Origin of the sequence: Streptomyces sp. Ac-502 (assembly GCF_045222935.1) — a bacterium.
GTDB lineage: Bacteria > Actinomycetota > Actinomycetes > Streptomycetales > Streptomycetaceae > Streptomyces > Streptomyces monomycini.
The window spans coordinates 1,354,445-1,371,283 of the sequence record NZ_JBHFFO010000001.1 but is presented as its reverse complement, the minus strand read 5'-3'; the positions used below and the strand labels follow the sequence as shown (position 1 = coordinate 1,371,283).

At 72.8% G+C, this 16,839-nt stretch carries 19 protein-coding genes; 10 read left to right on the top strand and 9 right to left on the bottom strand.

Going from position 1 to position 16,839, the window contains the following annotated elements; all coding sequences use genetic code 11:
* Positions 1-7: 7 nt before the first annotated feature.
* Together ACEXOX_RS05955 and ACEXOX_RS05950 are read right to left on the bottom strand one after the other, a co-directional pair.
* Positions 8-157 carry a hypothetical protein gene (locus tag ACEXOX_RS05955; RefSeq protein WP_406519392.1) on the bottom strand — a complete coding sequence of 50 codons (150 nt, stop codon included), beginning with the start codon at positions 155-157 and terminating at the stop codon, positions 8-10.
* A 40-nt stretch (positions 158-197) separates the two neighbouring features.
* Positions 198-464: a GntR family transcriptional regulator gene (locus ACEXOX_RS05950; protein WP_406519391.1), complete on the bottom strand. Its 267-nt coding sequence runs from the start codon at positions 462-464 to the stop codon at positions 198-200.
* Between the two features lie 150 nt (positions 465-614).
* On the opposite strand from ACEXOX_RS05950, the gene ACEXOX_RS05945 reads away from it, so the two are divergent.
* The 3 genes from ACEXOX_RS05945 (at position 615) to ACEXOX_RS05935 (ending at position 2,879) form a co-directional block, all read left to right on the top strand.
* Positions 615-1,043: a hypothetical protein gene (locus ACEXOX_RS05945; RefSeq protein ID WP_406519390.1), complete on the top strand. Its 429-nt coding sequence runs from the start codon at positions 615-617 to the stop codon at positions 1,041-1,043.
* A gap of 223 nt (positions 1,044-1,266) precedes the next feature.
* Positions 1,267-1,509, top strand: a complete 243-nt coding sequence (locus tag ACEXOX_RS05940) for a hypothetical protein (protein WP_406519389.1) — start codon at positions 1,267-1,269, stop codon at positions 1,507-1,509.
* 518 nt (positions 1,510-2,027) lie between these two features.
* Positions 2,028-2,879, top strand: a complete 852-nt coding sequence (locus tag ACEXOX_RS05935) for a nucleotidyltransferase domain-containing protein (RefSeq protein ID WP_406519388.1) — start codon at positions 2,028-2,030, stop codon at positions 2,877-2,879.
* On the opposite strand, the gene ACEXOX_RS05930 is transcribed toward ACEXOX_RS05935, so the two are convergent.
* From ACEXOX_RS05930 to ACEXOX_RS05915, 4 genes are all read right to left on the bottom strand, one after another.
* Complete coding sequence (locus ACEXOX_RS05930; protein WP_406519387.1) at positions 2,852-3,154, bottom strand: YciI family protein; 303 nt, start codon at positions 3,152-3,154, stop codon at positions 2,852-2,854. The two genes, ACEXOX_RS05935 and ACEXOX_RS05930, sit on opposite strands and share 28 nt — an antisense overlap.
* Before the next feature lie 158 nt (positions 3,155-3,312).
* Positions 3,313-3,834 carry a hypothetical protein gene (locus tag ACEXOX_RS05925; protein WP_406519386.1) on the bottom strand — a complete coding sequence of 174 codons (522 nt, stop codon included), beginning with the start codon at positions 3,832-3,834 and terminating at the stop codon, positions 3,313-3,315.
* A 319-nt stretch (positions 3,835-4,153) separates the two neighbouring features.
* Positions 4,154-4,369, bottom strand: a complete 216-nt coding sequence (locus ACEXOX_RS05920; RefSeq protein ID WP_406519385.1) for a ferredoxin — start codon at positions 4,367-4,369, stop codon at positions 4,154-4,156.
* 5 nt (positions 4,370-4,374) lie between these two features.
* A complete protein-coding gene (locus ACEXOX_RS05915) occupies positions 4,375-5,565 on the bottom strand; it encodes a cytochrome P450 (RefSeq protein ID WP_406519384.1) in 1,191 nt (396 codons plus the stop codon).
* A gap of 312 nt (positions 5,566-5,877) precedes the next feature.
* Between ACEXOX_RS05915 and ACEXOX_RS05910 the strand changes: the two genes are divergently transcribed.
* Both ACEXOX_RS05910 and ACEXOX_RS05905 read left to right on the top strand, forming a co-directional pair.
* Positions 5,878-6,477: a TetR family transcriptional regulator gene (locus ACEXOX_RS05910; RefSeq protein ID WP_406526247.1), complete on the top strand. Its 600-nt coding sequence runs from the start codon at positions 5,878-5,880 to the stop codon at positions 6,475-6,477.
* Between the two features lie 146 nt (positions 6,478-6,623).
* Complete coding sequence (locus ACEXOX_RS05905) at positions 6,624-7,352, top strand: endonuclease V (protein WP_406519383.1); 729 nt, start codon at positions 6,624-6,626, stop codon at positions 7,350-7,352.
* A 78-nt stretch (positions 7,353-7,430) separates the two neighbouring features.
* On the opposite strand, the gene ACEXOX_RS05900 is transcribed toward ACEXOX_RS05905, so the two are convergent.
* Positions 7,431-8,648: a saccharopine dehydrogenase family protein gene (locus ACEXOX_RS05900; protein ID WP_406519382.1), complete on the bottom strand. Its 1,218-nt coding sequence runs from the start codon at positions 8,646-8,648 to the stop codon at positions 7,431-7,433.
* 358 nt (positions 8,649-9,006) lie between these two features.
* On the opposite strand from ACEXOX_RS05900, the gene ACEXOX_RS05895 reads away from it, so the two are divergent.
* The gene (locus tag ACEXOX_RS05895) at positions 9,007-9,981 is read left to right on the top strand and encodes a dihydrodipicolinate synthase family protein (protein ID WP_406526246.1); all 975 of its coding nucleotides are present in this window, start codon (positions 9,007-9,009) and stop codon (positions 9,979-9,981) included.
* Positions 9,978-11,489 (top strand): sialate:H+ symport family MFS transporter, encoded by a 1,512-nt coding sequence (locus ACEXOX_RS05890; RefSeq protein ID WP_406519381.1) that lies wholly within the window; start codon positions 9,978-9,980, stop codon positions 11,487-11,489. Before ACEXOX_RS05895 ends, ACEXOX_RS05890 begins: the two co-directional genes overlap by 4 nt.
* Here ACEXOX_RS05890 and ACEXOX_RS05885 read toward each other — a convergent pair.
* Positions 11,474-11,905 (bottom strand): protein-tyrosine phosphatase family protein, encoded by a 432-nt coding sequence (locus ACEXOX_RS05885; protein ID WP_406526245.1) that lies wholly within the window; start codon positions 11,903-11,905, stop codon positions 11,474-11,476. The two genes, ACEXOX_RS05890 and ACEXOX_RS05885, sit on opposite strands and share 16 nt — an antisense overlap.
* A gap of 57 nt (positions 11,906-11,962) precedes the next feature.
* On the bottom strand, positions 11,963-12,700 hold the full coding sequence (locus tag ACEXOX_RS05880) for an MgtC/SapB family protein (RefSeq protein ID WP_406519380.1): 738 nt from the start codon (positions 12,698-12,700) through the stop codon (positions 11,963-11,965).
* Positions 12,701-13,069: 369 nt separating this feature from the next.
* Here ACEXOX_RS05880 and ACEXOX_RS05875 point away from each other — a divergent pair, with 369 nt between their 5' ends.
* From ACEXOX_RS05875 to ACEXOX_RS05865, 3 genes are all read left to right on the top strand, one after another.
* Entirely contained in the window at positions 13,070-14,287 is a 1,218-nt protein-coding gene (locus ACEXOX_RS05875; protein ID WP_406519379.1) for a CaiB/BaiF CoA transferase family protein, read from the top strand.
* A 58-nt stretch (positions 14,288-14,345) separates the two neighbouring features.
* Positions 14,346-15,488, top strand: a complete 1,143-nt coding sequence (locus ACEXOX_RS05870) for an acyl-CoA dehydrogenase family protein (RefSeq protein ID WP_406526244.1) — start codon at positions 14,346-14,348, stop codon at positions 15,486-15,488.
* A 118-nt stretch (positions 15,489-15,606) separates the two neighbouring features.
* Complete coding sequence (locus ACEXOX_RS05865) at positions 15,607-16,821, top strand: acetyl-CoA C-acetyltransferase (RefSeq protein ID WP_406519378.1); 1,215 nt, start codon at positions 15,607-15,609, stop codon at positions 16,819-16,821.
* Positions 16,822-16,839: the final 18 nt, after the last annotated feature.

The window sequence follows — 16,839 nt, the reverse complement described above, 5'->3', positions numbered from 1 at the left end:
GCTGATACTACGCGGCCATGGCCAAATCCCCGCGCACCGCCGCCGCCCACGCCTCCAGCAGCGCCTCGTACTCCGCCTGCTCCTCCGGCCACAGCGGACGGTCGGCGCGCGCCGACATGAACGCGCGAATCGCCTCGTTCGCCTCGGTGGCCGTCATGCCGGGGATCTTACGGGCGGGCACTGACAGGCGCCCATCCCTATTCGCCAGTGGGCTGCTCCACGATGAACGTGCCCTTGGCTGGCAGCGTCACCGCGAGCCCGCGGTCCCGCAGCTCCTGGATTGCGCGGCGTGCCGTCCCGACCGCCACCCCGTACTCCTCGGCGAGATCCCGCTCGCCCTGCAGGCGGGCGCCTGGGCGCAGCTCGCCCGACGCGATCCGTCCGGCGATGTGATCGGCCACCTGTACGTACACGTAGACCGGCCGGGACGGATCCACCGGCGGCACCCCATGATCATCAGCCATGGCAGCACCGTAGACCGGCCCTGAGCTGCGCAGACCACCAGGTAGCGGCCTACCGCTCTATACCGCTTCATGAAGCGGTACAGTCATGAAACACCCCCGCGACCGCGCGAACGGCCCGGGGGCACGGACGACCCGAGCAGGCAGGTCATCATGGACGATCGTAGAGTCAGCAGTCTCCAGCCGACAGCGTCGCTTCCCGCCTGGATTCCCCGCGGCGCCGGCCTCAGAGTCATAACGGACATCTCCGCGCTCGACGCCGACGTCGTGTGCGTACCGCGACCAGTCGGCCAGCAGCTCCTCGCCGCACTCGGCCTCGGCTCCGGCGCCGTCATCGAAGACAATCACCGCAGCTGGCCGACGATGACCTGGCTCGTACCGCCCGGCACCGCCGCCGAGCGCCAGTTGCCGCCTTGGGACGGTGCCCGCCCCGACGGGCAGCTGTACGTACCCGGCCTCCAGCAGCGCAGCCAGCGCCTGTTCTGGCGTCTGCACCCCGAGGACCGGCCGCTGCTCACCGACCCCGCCGCGCTGCGCGACCTGATGCCTCGCGGTCCAGGTGGCAGCTCGCACGGCGCGTGACAGATTCACGCGGGGTGTAGATCGAGCGCACCAGGGGACTCGGCTCACACCTGGCGCATATGCCAGAGTGGTCGTTCACTCATCAACAGGTACTCGTTCAGATCTTGCGAGCCGGGCGCGAAGACGCAGCAGCTGGAGACGACACCAGAGAGCTACCACGGGGGCACTGGACAGGATGAGCATTGCAGTCAGAACCACACCGGCGTGTGGCGCGGGGGCGTGCATGACCCGTAGCGCCTACGTACTCAACCTCTACCAATGGGCCGACGGCGACTGCTTCCGGTGCGCCTCCCGCAACGTGCCCACGACGCTCCTGGGGGAGGTGCTCGCGCCTATCGGTGACGTCTACCAGATCAGGGCGTGCCAGACCTGCGTCCTTGAGATGGAAGAGGAGCGCCGCCGCCATGCTCAGCGTCATGGCCTGCCGTACCGTCCGGGCGGCTTGGGCGGGCCCTGCTCGCCGTAGACGTTCCACCCGCCGCCCCCGGCTTCCCGCCGGGGGCGGTTTCGTTGCGTAGACGTGCTGGTGGCGACGCAGTTTTCCAGGGAGCGCGCAGGGAGATCCACAGCGCAGGGAGCATACAGGGAGGTGTAGAAATCTCGCTACGTCTCAACCCATCCCACCTAGTCACCCGTCATCACACCAGGTGGGAGGCGTGTGATGGATGGGGGCGTGCGTAACCCCTGGTGCAGGTCAAACGTGTAGCCAGTTCCAGGGCTTCTGGCTCAACGGGGGGCGCTGGCCCACCCCGGTCCCGTAGCGGCGCGGCCGGCTGCCGGTGCGCAGCGGGCCGTCCGGCTTCCGTCCGGCCGTCCCGCGCGCGGAAAACCGCTGGTCCCGCTCCGGCCACGGCCCGTACGATCGGCCCATGGGCATTTTCGTCTGAGCAGACGGACGTGAGTTCAGAGCCACCGGCCCGGCGAAGGCAGCCGGGCCGGTGGCGTCCGTCCGTATGTCCGTACACCTGCTCAGGAGACACCACCATGCCGCGCACACCCGTCTCGTCCTGCCCCGCCCTCGACCGCCGCGTCGCGCGCCTGCGCGAGCTGGCCGAGGCCGAGCCCCGGCTGGAGGGCGTCCTGCTCTACGGCTCGTGGACCCTCGGTGAGGCCGACGCCCACTCCGACATCGAGGCGTACCTGTACGTCCGCGACGCGCACGCCGACACCTTCGACGGCCGGGACTTCGTCAGCCGTATCGCCCCGCTGAAGCTGGCCTACACCAACATGTACGGCATCCTGGCCGTCGTCTTCGACGACCTGATGCGCGGCGAGTTCCACCTCGTGGCCGCCGGGCCGGGCATCGACGAGGTGCCCACCTGGCGCGGCATGGTCCATCTGCCGGACCCCGGCGCCGCCGTCCTGCTGGACCGCGGCGGACGGCTGACCGCCGCGGCCCGCCGTCTTGCCGACCCCTGCCCGCCCGAGCCGGGCCCGACCGCGCAGCAGCTCACCGACGAGCTCACCAACTGGACGCTGATGCTCGCCCACGTCCTGAAGCGCGGCGAGACGGCCCGCGCACACGCCCTGATGCACTCGGTCGTCGCCCCGCAGCAGCTCCAGCTGTGCCGCCTGCTGCGTGGCTCCACCACACACTGGCTCACCCCCAGCCGCGCTCTGGAACAGGACCTGCCGGCCGCCGACCGCGACCGTTACACGGCGGCCACTGCTCCCGCCGTGCTCCCGGCCGTACGGACGGCGGCGCGGGCCGGCTGGCAGTGGAGCCGGGAACTGGCCGGTGAGGCGGCGGCGCGGTGGGGGACCGAGGTGCCGACCGCGCTGCACGAGGAGATCGGCGTGCTGCTCGCTCAGGAGGGCGGCAGCTGTTCCTTGTAGGGCTCCAGCTCCGGCGCCGTCGTGGTCGCCACGAACTCGGTGATCCGGTAGTCACAGACGCCCGCGATCGTGAAGGGGTCCTCCGCCACGATCCGCTCGGCCGTCGCCCGGTCCGCGACGGACGCGAGGATGACGCCGCCGTCGCGCGGCACCTTGCGTCCGGCGGCCAGGAAGTGCCCGGCCGCGTAGTGCTTCTTCAGCCATGCCACGTGGTCGGGCAGGGCGGCGTCGACGCGCTCCAGCGGCGCGGTGTAGGTCAGCTCAAGTACGAACATGAGTGCCATGGTAGGCAGTGACGATCACCATGCGGCCCGCAGCCCGCAGCCCCGTACGGCCGCCGGATGCTTGAGCCGCTGTGCCCCGCCGGGCCGGGAGGGGGGACCCGGCACGGGCACAGCGGCCCGAAGCGCCGTGGAACAAGGGAGCCGGGCGCTCAGGACTGGTTGTTCTGGCGGCGGCGCAGGAAGTAGGTGCCGCCGACCGCCGCGGTGGCCAGGACCGCGGCACCCGCGACGATCTCCGTGGTGTTGGAGTCCTTGCTGGTGCTGCCGACGCCCGTGTGCACCTTGCCGTGCGGCAGCCTGGCGTCCGTCTTGAAGGTGGTCATCCACTGCTTGCCGTCCGGGCAGTCGCCGTTGACGCCCCAGGACGTGTAGCGGCCCAGGTGATTCGGGCCGCCGGTCAGCTGGGACGCCACCCGGGCGGTACCGCGGTACGTCTTACCGTGCTTGTGGGTGCGGTGGAGCCAGATCGTGCCGCTGCGGAAGCCCTGCGAGGAGGCGGCGATGCGCTGGGCCTTGCCCGTGTCGCAGGTGACGGTGACGGTGACGGATCCGCCGGGACCGACGAGCTTCGGGCTGGTGGTGGCCACCGGCTTGGCGAGCGCGGCGCCGGTCGACAGGCCCAGAGCGGCGATGGTCAGGCCGGAAGCCGCGATGATGCGAGTGGAACGCATGGTTGATCCTCCGGCAGCGCGGAGGCGGCACGGGTGCGCCGCGGTGGATCGGATGGATCCGCGCTGACGCATTTGAGATAAGCCTCGGCGCGCCGTCCCCGCCCGGTGAGGCTTCGTCAGGTATGGTGCCTCCCTCCGGCGTGTCGGCCCGTACCGGTCGGCGTTGCGGCAGGTCATTGCGCCGACACGCGGTCGGCGATCTGCTCGCGCCGGGCGGGGACAGACGGGTGAGGGGTGGCCGCGCCGGCGTAGGCCGTTCGGGGCCGGTGGCGAACCACCCCGCCCGCGAACCGGCCCACCGGCCGTGCCGCCCGTCCCGTCACGGCCGCGGCCCCACCACCGTGTCCCCGTCCTGGATCAGGATCGCCATGGCCGGACAGGAGTCGGCCGCGTCCAGCGCGTCCTCGTTCTCGGCAATCTCCTCTTTCAGCGGCCGGGCGTGCGTCCCGTCCAGGACGAAGACGTCGGGGGCGATGCCGGCGCACATGCCGGACGCCATGCACTGCGACCCGTCGATCGCGACTTTCCAGGTCATCCGGCTCACCACCCCACCGGCATCTCGCGCGGGCCGCGGACCAGCATCTGGTCCTTCCACACCACGTCCCCCGCGAGGCGCAGCCCGGGGAAGCGGGTGATCAGGGCGATCAGCGCCTCCTGGAGCTCCAGCCGGGCCAGCGGCGCGCCGAGGCAGTGGTGCACCCCGTGCCCGAAGCCGAGGTGCTGGTTGCCGTCGCGGGCGATGTCGAGGGTGCCCGGCTCGTCGAACCGCAGCGCGTCACGGTTGGCCGCGCCCACGGCGACCAGGACCGGTTCACCCGCACGGACGAGCGTGCCGCCTATCTCGATGTCCTCGGTGGGGTAGCGGGGGAAGGCCGCGCCGCTGCCCAGCGGTACGAAGCGCAGCAGTTCCTCGACGGCGCTCTTGACGAGCGCGGGTTCCGCGCGAAGCCGTGCCAGTTCGCCGGGGTGGTCCAGGAGCGACAGGACGAAATTGGGGATCTGGGTGGCCGTGGTCTCGTGTCCGGCGACCAGGATGCCGACGCACAGGTCGATCAGCTCCAGCTCGGAGAGCCGGTCGCCGACGTCCCGGGCCTCGATCAGCCGCGTCATGATGTCATCCCGCGGCGTGACGCGGTGATCCTCGATCAACTTCGCCATGTAGGCGCGCAGTTCCTCCCGGTTGGCCTCGAACTCCTCGGCCGTCAGGGAGCTGGTGGACAGCGCCGCGTCGCTCCACGTACGGAACTTGGGCCGGTCCTCCTCGGGCACGCCGAGCATCCGGCAGATGACCGCGACCGGGATGGGCAGGGCGTAGCGGTCCACGAGGTCGACGGGCGGCCCCGCGGCCTCCAGTTCGTCGATCAGCTGGTGGGTCAGCTCCCGCACCCACGGCCGCAGCTTCTCCACCTGATGGACGGTGAACGCCTTGGCGACGAGGGTGCGCAGCCGGGTGTGGTCGGGCGGGTCCATGCTCAGGATCCCGCTGTTGCGCTGGCCTTCGGCCTGCCGCGGTTCGTCGTGGTCGAGCCCTTCCGCGCGGCTGAAGCGCCGGTCGCCGAGGACCAGCCGCGCGTCGGCGTAGCGGGTGGCGAGCCAGGCCGGTTCGCCGTACGCCATCTGTACCCGCAGCAGTCCCGGCTGGTCGCGGATCTGCTCGTAGGTGTCGGACAGGGCCAGTCCGTCGGGTTCGTTGAACGGGTAGGCAAGGGGCATCGTGTCGGCTGTGGTCACCGGGGCCTCCCTCATGTAAGCAGCTGCTTACAAAGTAGAGGGGTGTTCTTGGTACGGTCAACGGCCTTGCGTGATCTCCGGCTTGGCGGGGTGTCGGGCCCCGCGGACGCGAAAAGGGACGAGAGGAGTACGCCGATGGACGGGAACGAGCCGATGGCCGGGCCGGTGCCCGGTACGGACCACGCGCCGGACGTATTCGGTACGGACCACACGCCGGACGTATCCGGTACGGAACCGGCGTCGGACGTACCCGGCCGGGGCCACGCGCCGGCCGTACCCGGCCCGGACCGCGCACCGCACGCACCCGGCCCGGTGCCGGAAACGGGCGGCGCCACCCGACGCCGTGGGGCCCAGGGCACCCGCCTGCTGCTCTTGGAGGCGGCGGCCGCGCTGTTCGCCGAGCGGGGCTACGAGCGGGCGACCGTACGCGACATCGCGGAGCGGGCCGGAGTCAACCAGGCCCTGCTCTTCCGCTACTTCGGGTCGAAGAAGGCCCTGTTCGGCGAGGTGGTGGCGCTCGGCGGCCAGGAGCAGCTGCACAGCACACCGCCCGGCGAGCTGTTCGAGGCGGCGCTGCGCGGCATGCTCGGCCACCGCGGCGCGGACCCGGGGGACCGTGCCCTGGAGACCTTCCTGCGCTCCATCGGCGACAGCGACGAGATCACCACCGCCGTACGGGAGATGGGGGACGACTACGCGCGGGTGCTCGCCACGCTCAGCACCGCCGACGACCGCGGGCTGCGCGCCGACCTCGCCCTGTCGTGGATGCTCGGCATCGGCCTGATGCGGGTGGTCGTCGGCAAGCAGCCGCTGGCCGACGCCGACCCGGACGCCGTCTGCGCGCTGGTCACCGGCGCGCTCGGCACCCTGCTGGAGAGCCTGCCGAGATCGGCGCCGCCGCCGGCCGCGTGACCGGTTCCGGTACGGCACGCCCGCCGGACCCGTTCCAGGTCACCGGCCGGCCGGCCGCAGCTCGCGCCATTCCGGGGCCAGCACCGGCCGCCCCCTCCAGCCCACAGTGACTTTCCCGCCCGCTCGTTCGCTACCGTGGCCCCACCATGACGAACGACGCCGCGATCTCCCTCGATGACGAACTGGCCCACTGGCCCACCGACGAGGCCGGGGCGCTCGCGACCCAGGACCGGCTGCGTGCCCGGGTACGCAGCGCGCAGTCCGGGCCCGAGCCCGGCTTCGCCGGGACGGTCGTCGGGGTGGACGTCGCCTACGACGACGCACACGACCTGGTGGCCGCGGCGGCCGTCGCCCTGGACGGCGTCACCCTCGCGGTCGTGGAGGAGGCCACAGCGGTGGGCCGGGTCTCCTTCCCGTACGTGCCGGGGCTGCTGGCCTTCCGGGAGATCCCCACGGTGGTGGACGCCCTCCGCCGCCTCGGCCGCACGCCCGACCTGGTGGTCTGCGACGGCTACGGACTCGCCCACCCGCGCCGCTTCGGCCTCGCCAGTCACCTCGGCGTGCTCACCGGCCTGCCCACCATCGGGGTCGCCAAGAACCCCTTCACCGCGCGGTACGACCTGCCGGGCGAGGAACGCGGCGCCTCCTCACCCCTGCTCGACGGCACCACCGACGGCTGTGACGAGGTGGTCGGGCGGGCGCTGCGCACACAGAAGGGCGTCAAGCCGGTCTTCGTGTCCGTGGGCCACCGCATCGACCTCGACCGGGCCTGCGCGCACACCCTCCACCTGACGCCCCGCTACCGCATCCCCGAGACGACCCGGGCCGCCGACGCACTGTGCCGGCGCGCCCTGACGGAGGCGCGTGCCGGCTGACGGCCACCGGTCAGGCACCTCGCCGACCTCCTGTCAGGCAGCCCGCCAGCCCCCTGTCGGGCCGCCCGTCAGCCCCCGTCAGTCCGCCCGGCCCGCTCCCGACGTGGATTCGGCGACCACCCGGAACGTGATGCCCGCCCGCCGCAGCCGCCCGGTCAGGGCGTCACCCATCGCGACCGCCGTGGTCACCTGCCCGGACGTCGCGGGCAGGTCGTCGAAGGCCAGGCTCAGCGCCGACTCCGCGAAGATCTTCGCCGTCTCGTCGTAGCCCGGGTCGCCGCCCGAGACCTCCGTCAGGACGCGCCGGCCGCCGCCCTCGCCGACGAACCGCACGGAGAACGTACTGCGCGCCCGGCGCTCCTCGTCCGGCCCCGCGCCCGGGGCCAGCCGCGCCGACAGCCAGCGGCGCGCGGGTGGCACCTGCGCGACCGCGCACGCGGCGCCCGCGCCCAGCACGCCGCCCACGGCGACCGGCAGCCACTTGACGGCGGCGAAGTGACGGTAGGTGAAGTCGGGCCCGTACCGCTCCAGTCCGGCCGCCGAGCGCGCGACCACCTGAGGGTCGAGCGTCGGCAGCGGCACGGCCCACGCCCGTACGACGCCGTCGCGGTACGGCCGTCCGAGTGGCGCCCGTACGGTACGGTCCGCGGGCCGCCCCTCCAGACGCTGCCGGTCGCGGGCGGCGCGCACCATACCGAGCGGACGCGAGGCCGCCGTCAGCGCGGAGGCCAGCGTGCCTCCGGAGACGGAGCCGTTGCTCCGTATGAAGCCGTCGACGCGCAGCGGCACACCGGACGGCAACTGGCCGACGGTGAAGTGCACGCCGAGGTCGGGCGGTACGCAGTCGAAGCCGCAGGCATGCACGAGGCGGGCGCCGGACGCCCGCGCCGCCGCGTCGTAGCGCACGTAGGTCCGGTCGACGAACTCCGCCTCACCGGTCAGGTCGGCGTAGTCCGTACCCGCCTCCGCGCACGCGGCGACCAGCGCGTCCCCGTAACTGAGGTACGGACCGACGGTCGTGGCGAGCACGCGGGTGCTCGCGGCGAGGGTGCGCAGCGAGCCGGGGTCCTCGGTGTCGGCACACAGCAGGGGCAGATCGGCACAGGCCGGATCGGTCCGCGCCAGGTCGTCCCGCAGCCGGTCGAGCTTCCCGCGGTCGCGGCCGGCCAGCGCCCAGCGGCAGCCCTCGGGAGCGTGCCGAGCCAGGTAGGCGGCGGTCAGCCGGCCCACGAATCCGGTGGCGCCGAACAGCACCAGGTCGTGGGGTCGAGCCGCGGTGTCCTGCCGTGCGCCCACGCATGCCTCCGCATCGGTTCCCCGGCCGTGGCGCCAGCCGGTGCGGCGCCACGCTAGGCAGCGGCCGGTCTCCCGTCAACGAGGAGCCCTGCGCAGGCGGTCTTGACACGCCAGGGCGGCTGGTCCACATTCACCCGCACGTCCGCCACCATGGGACGTCCGACGTCCGGAATGTTCCTGGCCGGGCGGCCGTGGCTGTCCCGGATCGCCGCACGGTCCCGATCGGCGGTCACGGTCCCGAGCGGCCGGACGGTCCTGACTGACCGTCACGGTCTTAACCGGCCGCAACGGCGCGGCGCAGCCGCGACGGTCCCGGCCAGGCCGCGCCCCCCGCACGGCACGCGGCACGAGCAGAAAGCTGGTCACCGATGCTCCCTCCCGCGCAGCCCCCGCGCCCCGCCCCGCCCGCCTCCCCACACCGCTCACCGGCGTCGTCCCGCCGCTGTGCACCCCGCTGACCCCGGACGGCCGGGTCGACACCCGCTCACTGGCCGCGCTCGCCACCCGGCTGGCCGGTGCCGGGGTGAGCGGGCTGTTCGTCCTCGGCTCCAGCGGCGAGGCCGCTTTCTTGACCGACGCGCAGCGCCGCACCGTCATCGAGACGGTGGCCGAGGCGGCCGGGGGACGGCTGCCCGTACTGGCCGGGGCCATCGACATGACGACCGCCCGGGTCCTGGACCACGCCCGCGCCGCCCGGAGCCTGGGCGCCGACGCGATCGTGGCCACCGCGCCCTTCTACACCCGCACCCACCCCGCCGAGATCGCCGACCACTTCACCCGGGTACGCGAAGGCGCGGACCTGCCGCTGTTCGCCTACGACATCCCGATGGCCGTGCACACCAAACTGTCCGCCGACACCGTGGTCACGCTCGCCCGGGACGGTGTGCTGGCCGGCCTGAAGGACAGCAGCGGCGAGGACGGGGCGCTGCGACGCCTCCTGGTGCGCGTCCGCACCCAGGTGCCGGACTTCTCCGTACTCACCGGGTCCGAACTGACCGTGGACGGCGCCCTGCTGGCGGGCGCCCACGGCGTCGTCCCCGGCCTCGGCAACGTCGACCCGCACGGCTACGTACGACTCCACGAGCACGCCGCGGCGGGCCGCTGGCGCGAGGCCGCCGCCGAACAGGACCGGCTGGCCGCCCTCTTCGCCCTCACCGACGCGGGCGACCCGGCGGTGATGGGCCGCAACTCCTCCGCCCTGGGCGCCTTCAAGGCGGCCCTGCACCTCCAGGGCGTGATCGACTGTCCGGCCACCGCACCGCCCCAGCTCCCGCTGGACGAGGCCGCCGTCGGCACGGTCCGGCGGTGTCTGGAAGAAGCCGGACTGCTGTGAGGGCGCGCCCCGCGCAGGGCCCCCGGCGCCGGGCGCGGCGCCCGCCCTGGTACCGGCAGGTGACGCCCCGCCAGTGGAAGGCGATGCTGGCGGCCTGGGTGGGCTATCTCCTGGACGGCTTCGACTTCGTCCTGATCACCCTGGTACTGACCGAGATCGCCGACACGTTCGGACTGAGCACGGCCGGTGCGGCCTCCCTGGTGTCCGGCGCGTTCATCACCCGCTGGCTCGGCGGGGCACTCCTCGGCGCGGCGGGCGACCGGTACGGGCGCAAGGCCGCGATGATCGCCAGCATCCTCCTGTACTCCCTCGGCACCTTCGCCTGCGGCTTCGCCTGGGACTACACCAGCCTGTTCGCCGCCCGGCTGGTCATCGGCATGGGCATGGCGGGGGAGTACAGCGCCAGTGCCACGTACGTCCTGGAGAGCTGGCCCGCGCCCTTGCGCAACCGGGCCTCCGGCTTCCTCATATCCGGCTACGCGGGCGGCACGGTCCTGGCCGCCCAGCTGTACCAGTGGGTCGTGCCCCACTGGGGCTGGCGCTGGATGTTCTGGATCGGGGTGCTGCCCGTACTGGTGGCGCTCTGGGTCCGCAGGTCGCTCCCGGAGGCGGGCGACTGGAGCGCCGAGGTGGAAGCGGCCGGAGCGCGTCCTCGCCCCTTCGGTCCGCTGTTCGCCGGACGCGCCAGACGGCGGCTCAACTTCTTGCTCGCGGCGGTCGCGTCCGCCGCTCTCTTCTGCGTCTTCACCCCGGCCGGGGTGGGACACGTTCCCTTGCTCGCGGCGCTCGCCGTGCTCTGCCTGACCGCCTTCGCCGTCCAGCTCGGCGGGCGGCGCGGCTGGGTGCTGTACGTGTCCCTGACGTTCACCGTGTTCTGCGCGTTCCTGTACAGCTGGCCCGTCCAGGCCCTGCTGCCCACCTACCTCAAGACCGAACTGGGGTACGCGCCCGCCCAGGTCGCGGACGTGATGTTCTACGCCGGTTTCGGGGCGATGGCGGGCTGCTGGCTGGCCGGTTTCATGGGGGACCGGTTCGGCACCCGACGCGCGTACGCCGGGACGCTGCTGCTCTCCCTCGGGTTCGTCTTCCCCGTGTTCGCCGTTCAGGACAGCCTCATCGGCCTGGGGGTCCTGCTCTTCGGGCTGCTCGCCCTGAGCCAGGGCATCTCGGGCATCCTGCCCAAGTACCTCGCCGGGCACTTCCCGACCGCGGTCCGCGCGGCGTCGCTCGGCTTCGTCTACAACGTTGGCGCGCTCGGCGGGGCGGTCGCCCCAATGCTCGGCGCCCGGCTCGCCGAGGGCATGTCACTGGGCCGGGCGCTGGCCGTCCTCACCTTCGGGCTGACGCTGGTGGTCATCGTCCTGGTGGGCGGTGACGTACCGGTGCGGCTCGCGCGCCTGCTGCACCGCGGCACGGTGGGGGACCATCTGGTGCCCGCCGGGTCCGGGGCGGATACGGATGCGGGTGCGGGTGCGGCGGGTGGGTCCGGCCGTCAGTGCCCGAAGTGACGTACGTAGCGCCGCTGCCAGGGTGTCTCGACGGCGCGGTGGTCGTAGGAGCCGCGGACGAAGTCCACCGCCTGGGCGGCCGGTACCCCGTCCAGTACGGCGATGCAGGCGAGGGCCGTGCCGGTACGGCCGCGGCCGCCTCCGCAGGCGACCTCGACGCGTTCCGTCTCCGCGCGTTCCCAGACCTCGGCGAAGAGTTCACGTGCCCGGGCGCGGTCGCTCGGCAGCCGGAAGTCGGGCCAGCGCAGCCAGCGCGCCTCCCAGGGGACCTCGGGCGGCTCCTTACCGAGCAGGTACACGGCGAAGTCCGGTGCCGGGCCCGGCGGCAGCGGGCGGCGCAGGCCGCGGCCCCGGACCGTGCGTCCGGAGGGCAGCCGGAGCACCCCCGGGTCGGTGTCCTGCCAGACCGTGCTCACCACGCCGCCTCCCCGGTTCCCTGTCCGCTGTTTCCGGCTGTCACTCCGTACGGTCTGTCACTCCGTACGGTCCGACTCCCGCCCCAGGGACACCCCGCGCACGCCGTCCAGCTCCGTCAGCTGTTCCACGAGCGGGTGCGCCGAGCCCGGGCCCTCCAGCCGGAGCAGCACCTCGGCCGGCACCTGGTCGTCCGAGCCCGTCTCCACCTGGACGTCGGTCACCTGGAAGCCGCTGCTGGTGCACATCTCCAGCATCCGGCCCAGCAGGCCGTGCTGTGCACGGTAGCTCAGGCGCAGTTCGACGCGCTCGATGAACGGCGCACGCCGCCGCCCCGAGAACAGCTTCGGGAACCCGCGGACGACGAGGAAGTGGACCAGGGTCGCGCCCAGGGCCAGCAGGGGCAGGCCGCCGCCGCAGGCCATGCCGATGGCGCAGGTCAGCCAGATCGTCGCGGCGGTCGTCAGGCCCCGTACCGCGTCCTTCTTGACGAAGATCAGGCCGCCGCCGATGAAGCCGATGCCCGAGACGATCTGCGCGGCCACCCGGGACGGGTCCAGCGCGACGCCGTCCGTGCCCAGCAGCGCGTAGAAGCCGTGGACCGACACCTCCATGAAGAGCGCGCTGCCCACACCCACGAGGGTGTGGGTGCGCAGCCCCGCGCTCTTCTGCTGGACCTGCCGCTCCAGCCCGATGAGGGAGGACAGGACCAGCGCCAGCGCCAGTTCGGCGAACTGGCGGAGGCCCTGACCATGGCTGACGTCGAACAACGGGGATGCGAGGTGCGTGTGAGGCATTCGGCCATTGTCCCTCCGTGACCGGCTTACGGGCCGTTGTCAGTGGTCGCCGCTAGCGTGGTTCTCATGGCGACCGGTGACCGGTCGCACGATGACCGGCGGACGGCCGGTCCGGCGCGGGAAGGGGTGGTGGCGATGGTGCGGCGGTCCATATCCGTGTACGGGTCCATCGCCGGTCCCGACGGGGAGCGCGCCGCTGGTGAGGTGACGCGTGAAGGCCCGTGGCGGCGGTGGGAGTTGACCACCACCGCCACGGGCTTTTTCCGTACCGGTCCGTTGCCGTGGGGGCTTGTGGAAAGTGGAACACGTTCTTAACATCGCGAGTGTTACATCAGAAGTGTCACAGTGCTGCGGAGCTCAGGGGGCCCGATGGCAGGGACAGGGAACGGCCCGCTGAGCGGGGTGCGCGTGGTGGAGCTGGCCGGTATCGGGCCCGGCCCGTTCGCCGCGATGCTCCTGGCCGACCTCGGCGCCGACGTGGTGCGCGTCGACCGGCCCGGCGGCTCCGGCCTCGGCGTCGACCCGGCCTACGACCTCACCAACCGCAACAAACGCTCCGTGCTGGTGGACCTGAAGTCCGCCGCGGGCCCCGGCCAGGTGCTGGCCCTCGTGGAGCGCGCCGACATCCTGATCGAGGGGTACCGCCCCGGCGTCGCCGAGCGCCTCGGCATCGGCCCGGACGCCTGCCTGGAGCGCAACCCCCGGCTGGTGTACGGCCGGATGACCGGCTGGGGCCAGCAGGGACCGCTGGCCGGGACCGCCGGACACGACATCGGCTACATCGCCGTCACCGGCGCGCTCGGCATGATCGGCCCGCCCGGAGGCCCGCCCGCCGTCCCCGCCAACCTGCTCGGCGACTACGCGGGCGGCTCCCTCTACCTGGTCGTCGGCGTCCTGGCCGCGCTCCGGCACGCCCAGACCGACGGCGGCCGCGGCCAGGTCGTGGACGCGGCCATCGTCGACGGCACCGCCCACCTCACCGCGATGATCCACGCCATGCTCGCCGCGGGCGGCTGGCAGGACCGCCGCGGCGCCAACCTCCTCGACGGCGCGGCGCCGTTCTACGGCACGTACGAGACCGCCGACGGCGGCCACATGGCGGTCGGCGCCCTGGAGCAGCGCTTCTACGGCGAGTTCGTCCGGCTGCTCGGCATCGAGGACGAGGCGCCCGCCCGCGACGACCTCGCCGCCTGGGAAGATCTGCGGGCCGCCATCGCCGCCCGCTTCAAGACCCGTACCCGTGCGGAGTGGACGGCCGTCTTCGAGGCGTCCGACGCCTGCGTGGCGCCGGTCCTCTCGCTGCGCGAGGCCCCCGGCCATCCGCACCTCGCCGCCCGCGGCACCTTCGCCGACCACGGCGGCATCACCCAGCCCGCACCGGCCCCGCGCTTCTCCGCCACCCCCGGCACGATCCGCCGGCCGCCGGCCCAGCCCGGCGCCGACACCGTCGACGTGGCCCGCGACTGGGACGTCCCGGCGCTCACCGACCGCCGCGACCCGGCGTCCGGGCCAGGCCGCGGGACGGCCTGGCCGGACGGCACCCGGGCCGCCGACGCCGGTTCCGGCCCCTCAAGGGCGGACGGCTGATGGACACACCCCTGACCCACCGCCGGCCCCGAGGAGGCACCCCGCGATGACCGCGCAGCTGGAACGCCGGATCTTCACCGAGGACCACGACGCATTCCGCCGCACCGTACGGACCTTCCTCGACCGGGAGGTCCTGCCGCACTACGACCGGTGGGAGCGGGACGGCATCGTCAGCCGCGACGCCTGGCGCGCGGCGGGCAAGCAGGGCCTGCTGGGCCTGGCCGTCCCCGAGGAGTACGGAGGCGGCGGCAACCCCGACTTCCGCTACGCCGCCGTACTGGCCGAGGAGTTCACCCGGGCCGGCGTCGCCGGGCTCGCGGTCGGCCTGCACAACGACATCGTCGGCCCGTACCTGACCCAGCTCGCCACCGAGGAGCAGAAGCGCCGCTGGCTGCCCGGTTTCTGCAGCGGTGAGACGATCACCGCCATCGCCATGACCGAGCCGGGCGCCGGCTCCGACCTCCAGGGCGTCCGCACCACCGCCGAGGACCGCGGCGACCACTGGCTGCTGAACGGTTCCAAGACGTTCATCTCCAACGGCATCCTCGCCGACCTGGTGATCGTCGTCGCCAAGACCACCCCCGAGGGCGGCGCGCACGGCCTGAGCCTCCTGGTCGTCGAGCGGGACATGCCGGGGTTCGAGCGCGGCCGCAACCTGGACAAGATCGGCCAGAAGGCGCAGGACACCGCCGAGCTGTTCTTCACCGACGTACGGGTGCCCAAGGAGAACCTCCTCGGCGAGCTGAACGGCGCGTTCGTCCACCTGATGACCAATCTGGCGCAGGAGCGGATGGGCATCGCGGTCGCCGGGATCGCCGCCGCCGAGCACCTGCTGGAGATCACCACGCGGTACGTGAAGGAGCGCGAGGCGTTCGGCCGGCCGCTCGCCAAGCTCCAGCACATCCGCTTCGAGGTGGCGGAAATGGCCACCGAGTGCGCCGTCACCCGCGAGTTCCTGGACCGCTGCGTCGTGGACCACTCCGACGGCAAACTCTCCGCCGTGCACGCCTCGATGGCCAAGTGGTGGGCCACCGAACTCCAGAAGCGCGTCGCCGACCGCTGTCTGCAGCTGCACGGCGGGTACGGCTACATGAGCGAGTACCCGGTCGCCAGGGCCTTCACCGACGGCCGTATCCAGACCATTTACGGAGGCACCACCGAGATCATGAAGGAGATCATCGGCCGCTCGATCCTCGGCTGACCGGACCGCCTCCGGCCTCCGCAGCCCGCGCCACGAATCCACCCCCGAACCCGCTCCGGACCTCCCACCCCACACCCCGCCGCTACCCCCGAAACGCCAGCTGGAAAGGCTGCTCACCGTGACTTCCGAAGCGTACGTGTACGACGCGATCCGCACCCCGCGCGGCCGCGGCAAGGCCAACGGCGCGCTGCACGGCACCAAGCCGATCGACCTCGTCGTCGGCCTCATCCACGAGGTGCGCAGCCGCTTCCCCGGCCTCGACCCGGCCGCCGTCGACGACATCGTGCTCGGTGTCGTCGGGCCGGTCGGCGACCAGGGCTCGGACATCGCCCGGATCGCGGCGATCGCCGCCGGGCTGCCCGACACCGTCGCGGGCGTCCAGGAGAACCGCTTCTGTGCCTCCGGCCTCGAAGCGGTCAACATGGCCGCCGCCAAAATCCGCTCCGGCTGGGAGGACCTGGTGCTCGCGGGCGGTGTCGAGTCGATGTCGCGGGTCCCGATGGCCTCCGACGGCGGCGCCTGGTTCGCCGACCCGATGACCAACTTCGACACCGGCTTCGTCCCGCAGGGCATCGGCGCCGACCTCATCGCCACCATCGAGGGCTACTCCCGCCGCGACGTCGACGAGTACGCAGCCCTCTCCCAGGAGCGCGCCGCCGCGGCCTGGAAGGACGGCCGCTTCGCCCGCTCCGTCGTGCCCGTCACCGACCGCAACGGCCTCGTCGTCCTCGACCACGACGAGCACCTGCGGCCCGGCACCACGGCCGACTCGCTGGCCGGCCTCAAGCCGTCCTTCGCCGCCATCGGCGACATGGGCGGCTTCGACGCGGTGGCCCTCCAGAAGTACCACTGGATCGAGAAGATCGACCACGTCCACCACGCGGGCAACGCCTCCGGCATCGTGGACGGCGCCGCGCTGGTCGCCATCGGCTCCCGCGAGGTCGGCGAGCGCTACGGCCTCACCCCGCGCGCCCGCATCGTCTCCGCCGCGGTCTCCGGCTCCGAGCCCACGATCATGCTCACCGGCCCCGCCCCCGCCTCCCGCAAGGCCCTCGCCAAGGCCGGGCTCACCATCGACGACATCGACCTGGTCGAGATCAACGAGGCGTTCGCCGCCGTCGTACTGCGCTTCGTGGCGGACATGGGCCTGTCCCTGGACAAGGTCAACGTCAACGGCGGCGCCATCGCCCTGGGCCACCCCCTCGGCGCCACCGGCGCGATGATCCTGGGCACCCTCGTCGACGAACTGGAGCGCCAGGACAAGCGGTACGGCCTGGCCACCCTCTGTGTCGGCGGCGGCATGGGCATCGCCACCGTCGTCGAGCGCGTCTGACCCTCGTCCGCACCCACC

Coding starts and splice junctions, on each gene's coding strand:
- ACEXOX_RS05955 (WP_406519392.1), bottom strand. CDS start 157: ATGACGGCCACCGAGGCGAACGAGGCGATTCGCGCGTTCATGTCGGCG.
- ACEXOX_RS05950 (WP_406519391.1), bottom strand. CDS start 464: ATGGCTGATGATCATGGGGTGCCGCCGGTGGATCCGTCCCGGCCGGTC.
- ACEXOX_RS05945 (WP_406519390.1), top strand. CDS start 615: ATGGACGATCGTAGAGTCAGCAGTCTCCAGCCGACAGCGTCGCTTCCC.
- ACEXOX_RS05940 (WP_406519389.1), top strand. CDS start 1,267: ATGACCCGTAGCGCCTACGTACTCAACCTCTACCAATGGGCCGACGGC.
- ACEXOX_RS05935 (WP_406519388.1), top strand. CDS start 2,028: ATGCCGCGCACACCCGTCTCGTCCTGCCCCGCCCTCGACCGCCGCGTC.
- ACEXOX_RS05930 (WP_406519387.1), bottom strand. CDS start 3,154: ATGTTCGTACTTGAGCTGACCTACACCGCGCCGCTGGAGCGCGTCGAC.
- ACEXOX_RS05925 (WP_406519386.1), bottom strand. CDS start 3,834: ATGCGTTCCACTCGCATCATCGCGGCTTCCGGCCTGACCATCGCCGCT.
- ACEXOX_RS05920 (WP_406519385.1), bottom strand. CDS start 4,369: ATGACCTGGAAAGTCGCGATCGACGGGTCGCAGTGCATGGCGTCCGGC.
- ACEXOX_RS05905 (WP_406519383.1), top strand. CDS start 6,624: ATGACGAACGACGCCGCGATCTCCCTCGATGACGAACTGGCCCACTGG.
- ACEXOX_RS05880 (WP_406519380.1), bottom strand. CDS start 12,700: ATGCCTCACACGCACCTCGCATCCCCGTTGTTCGACGTCAGCCATGGT.
- ACEXOX_RS05875 (WP_406519379.1), top strand. CDS start 13,070: ATGGCAGGGACAGGGAACGGCCCGCTGAGCGGGGTGCGCGTGGTGGAG.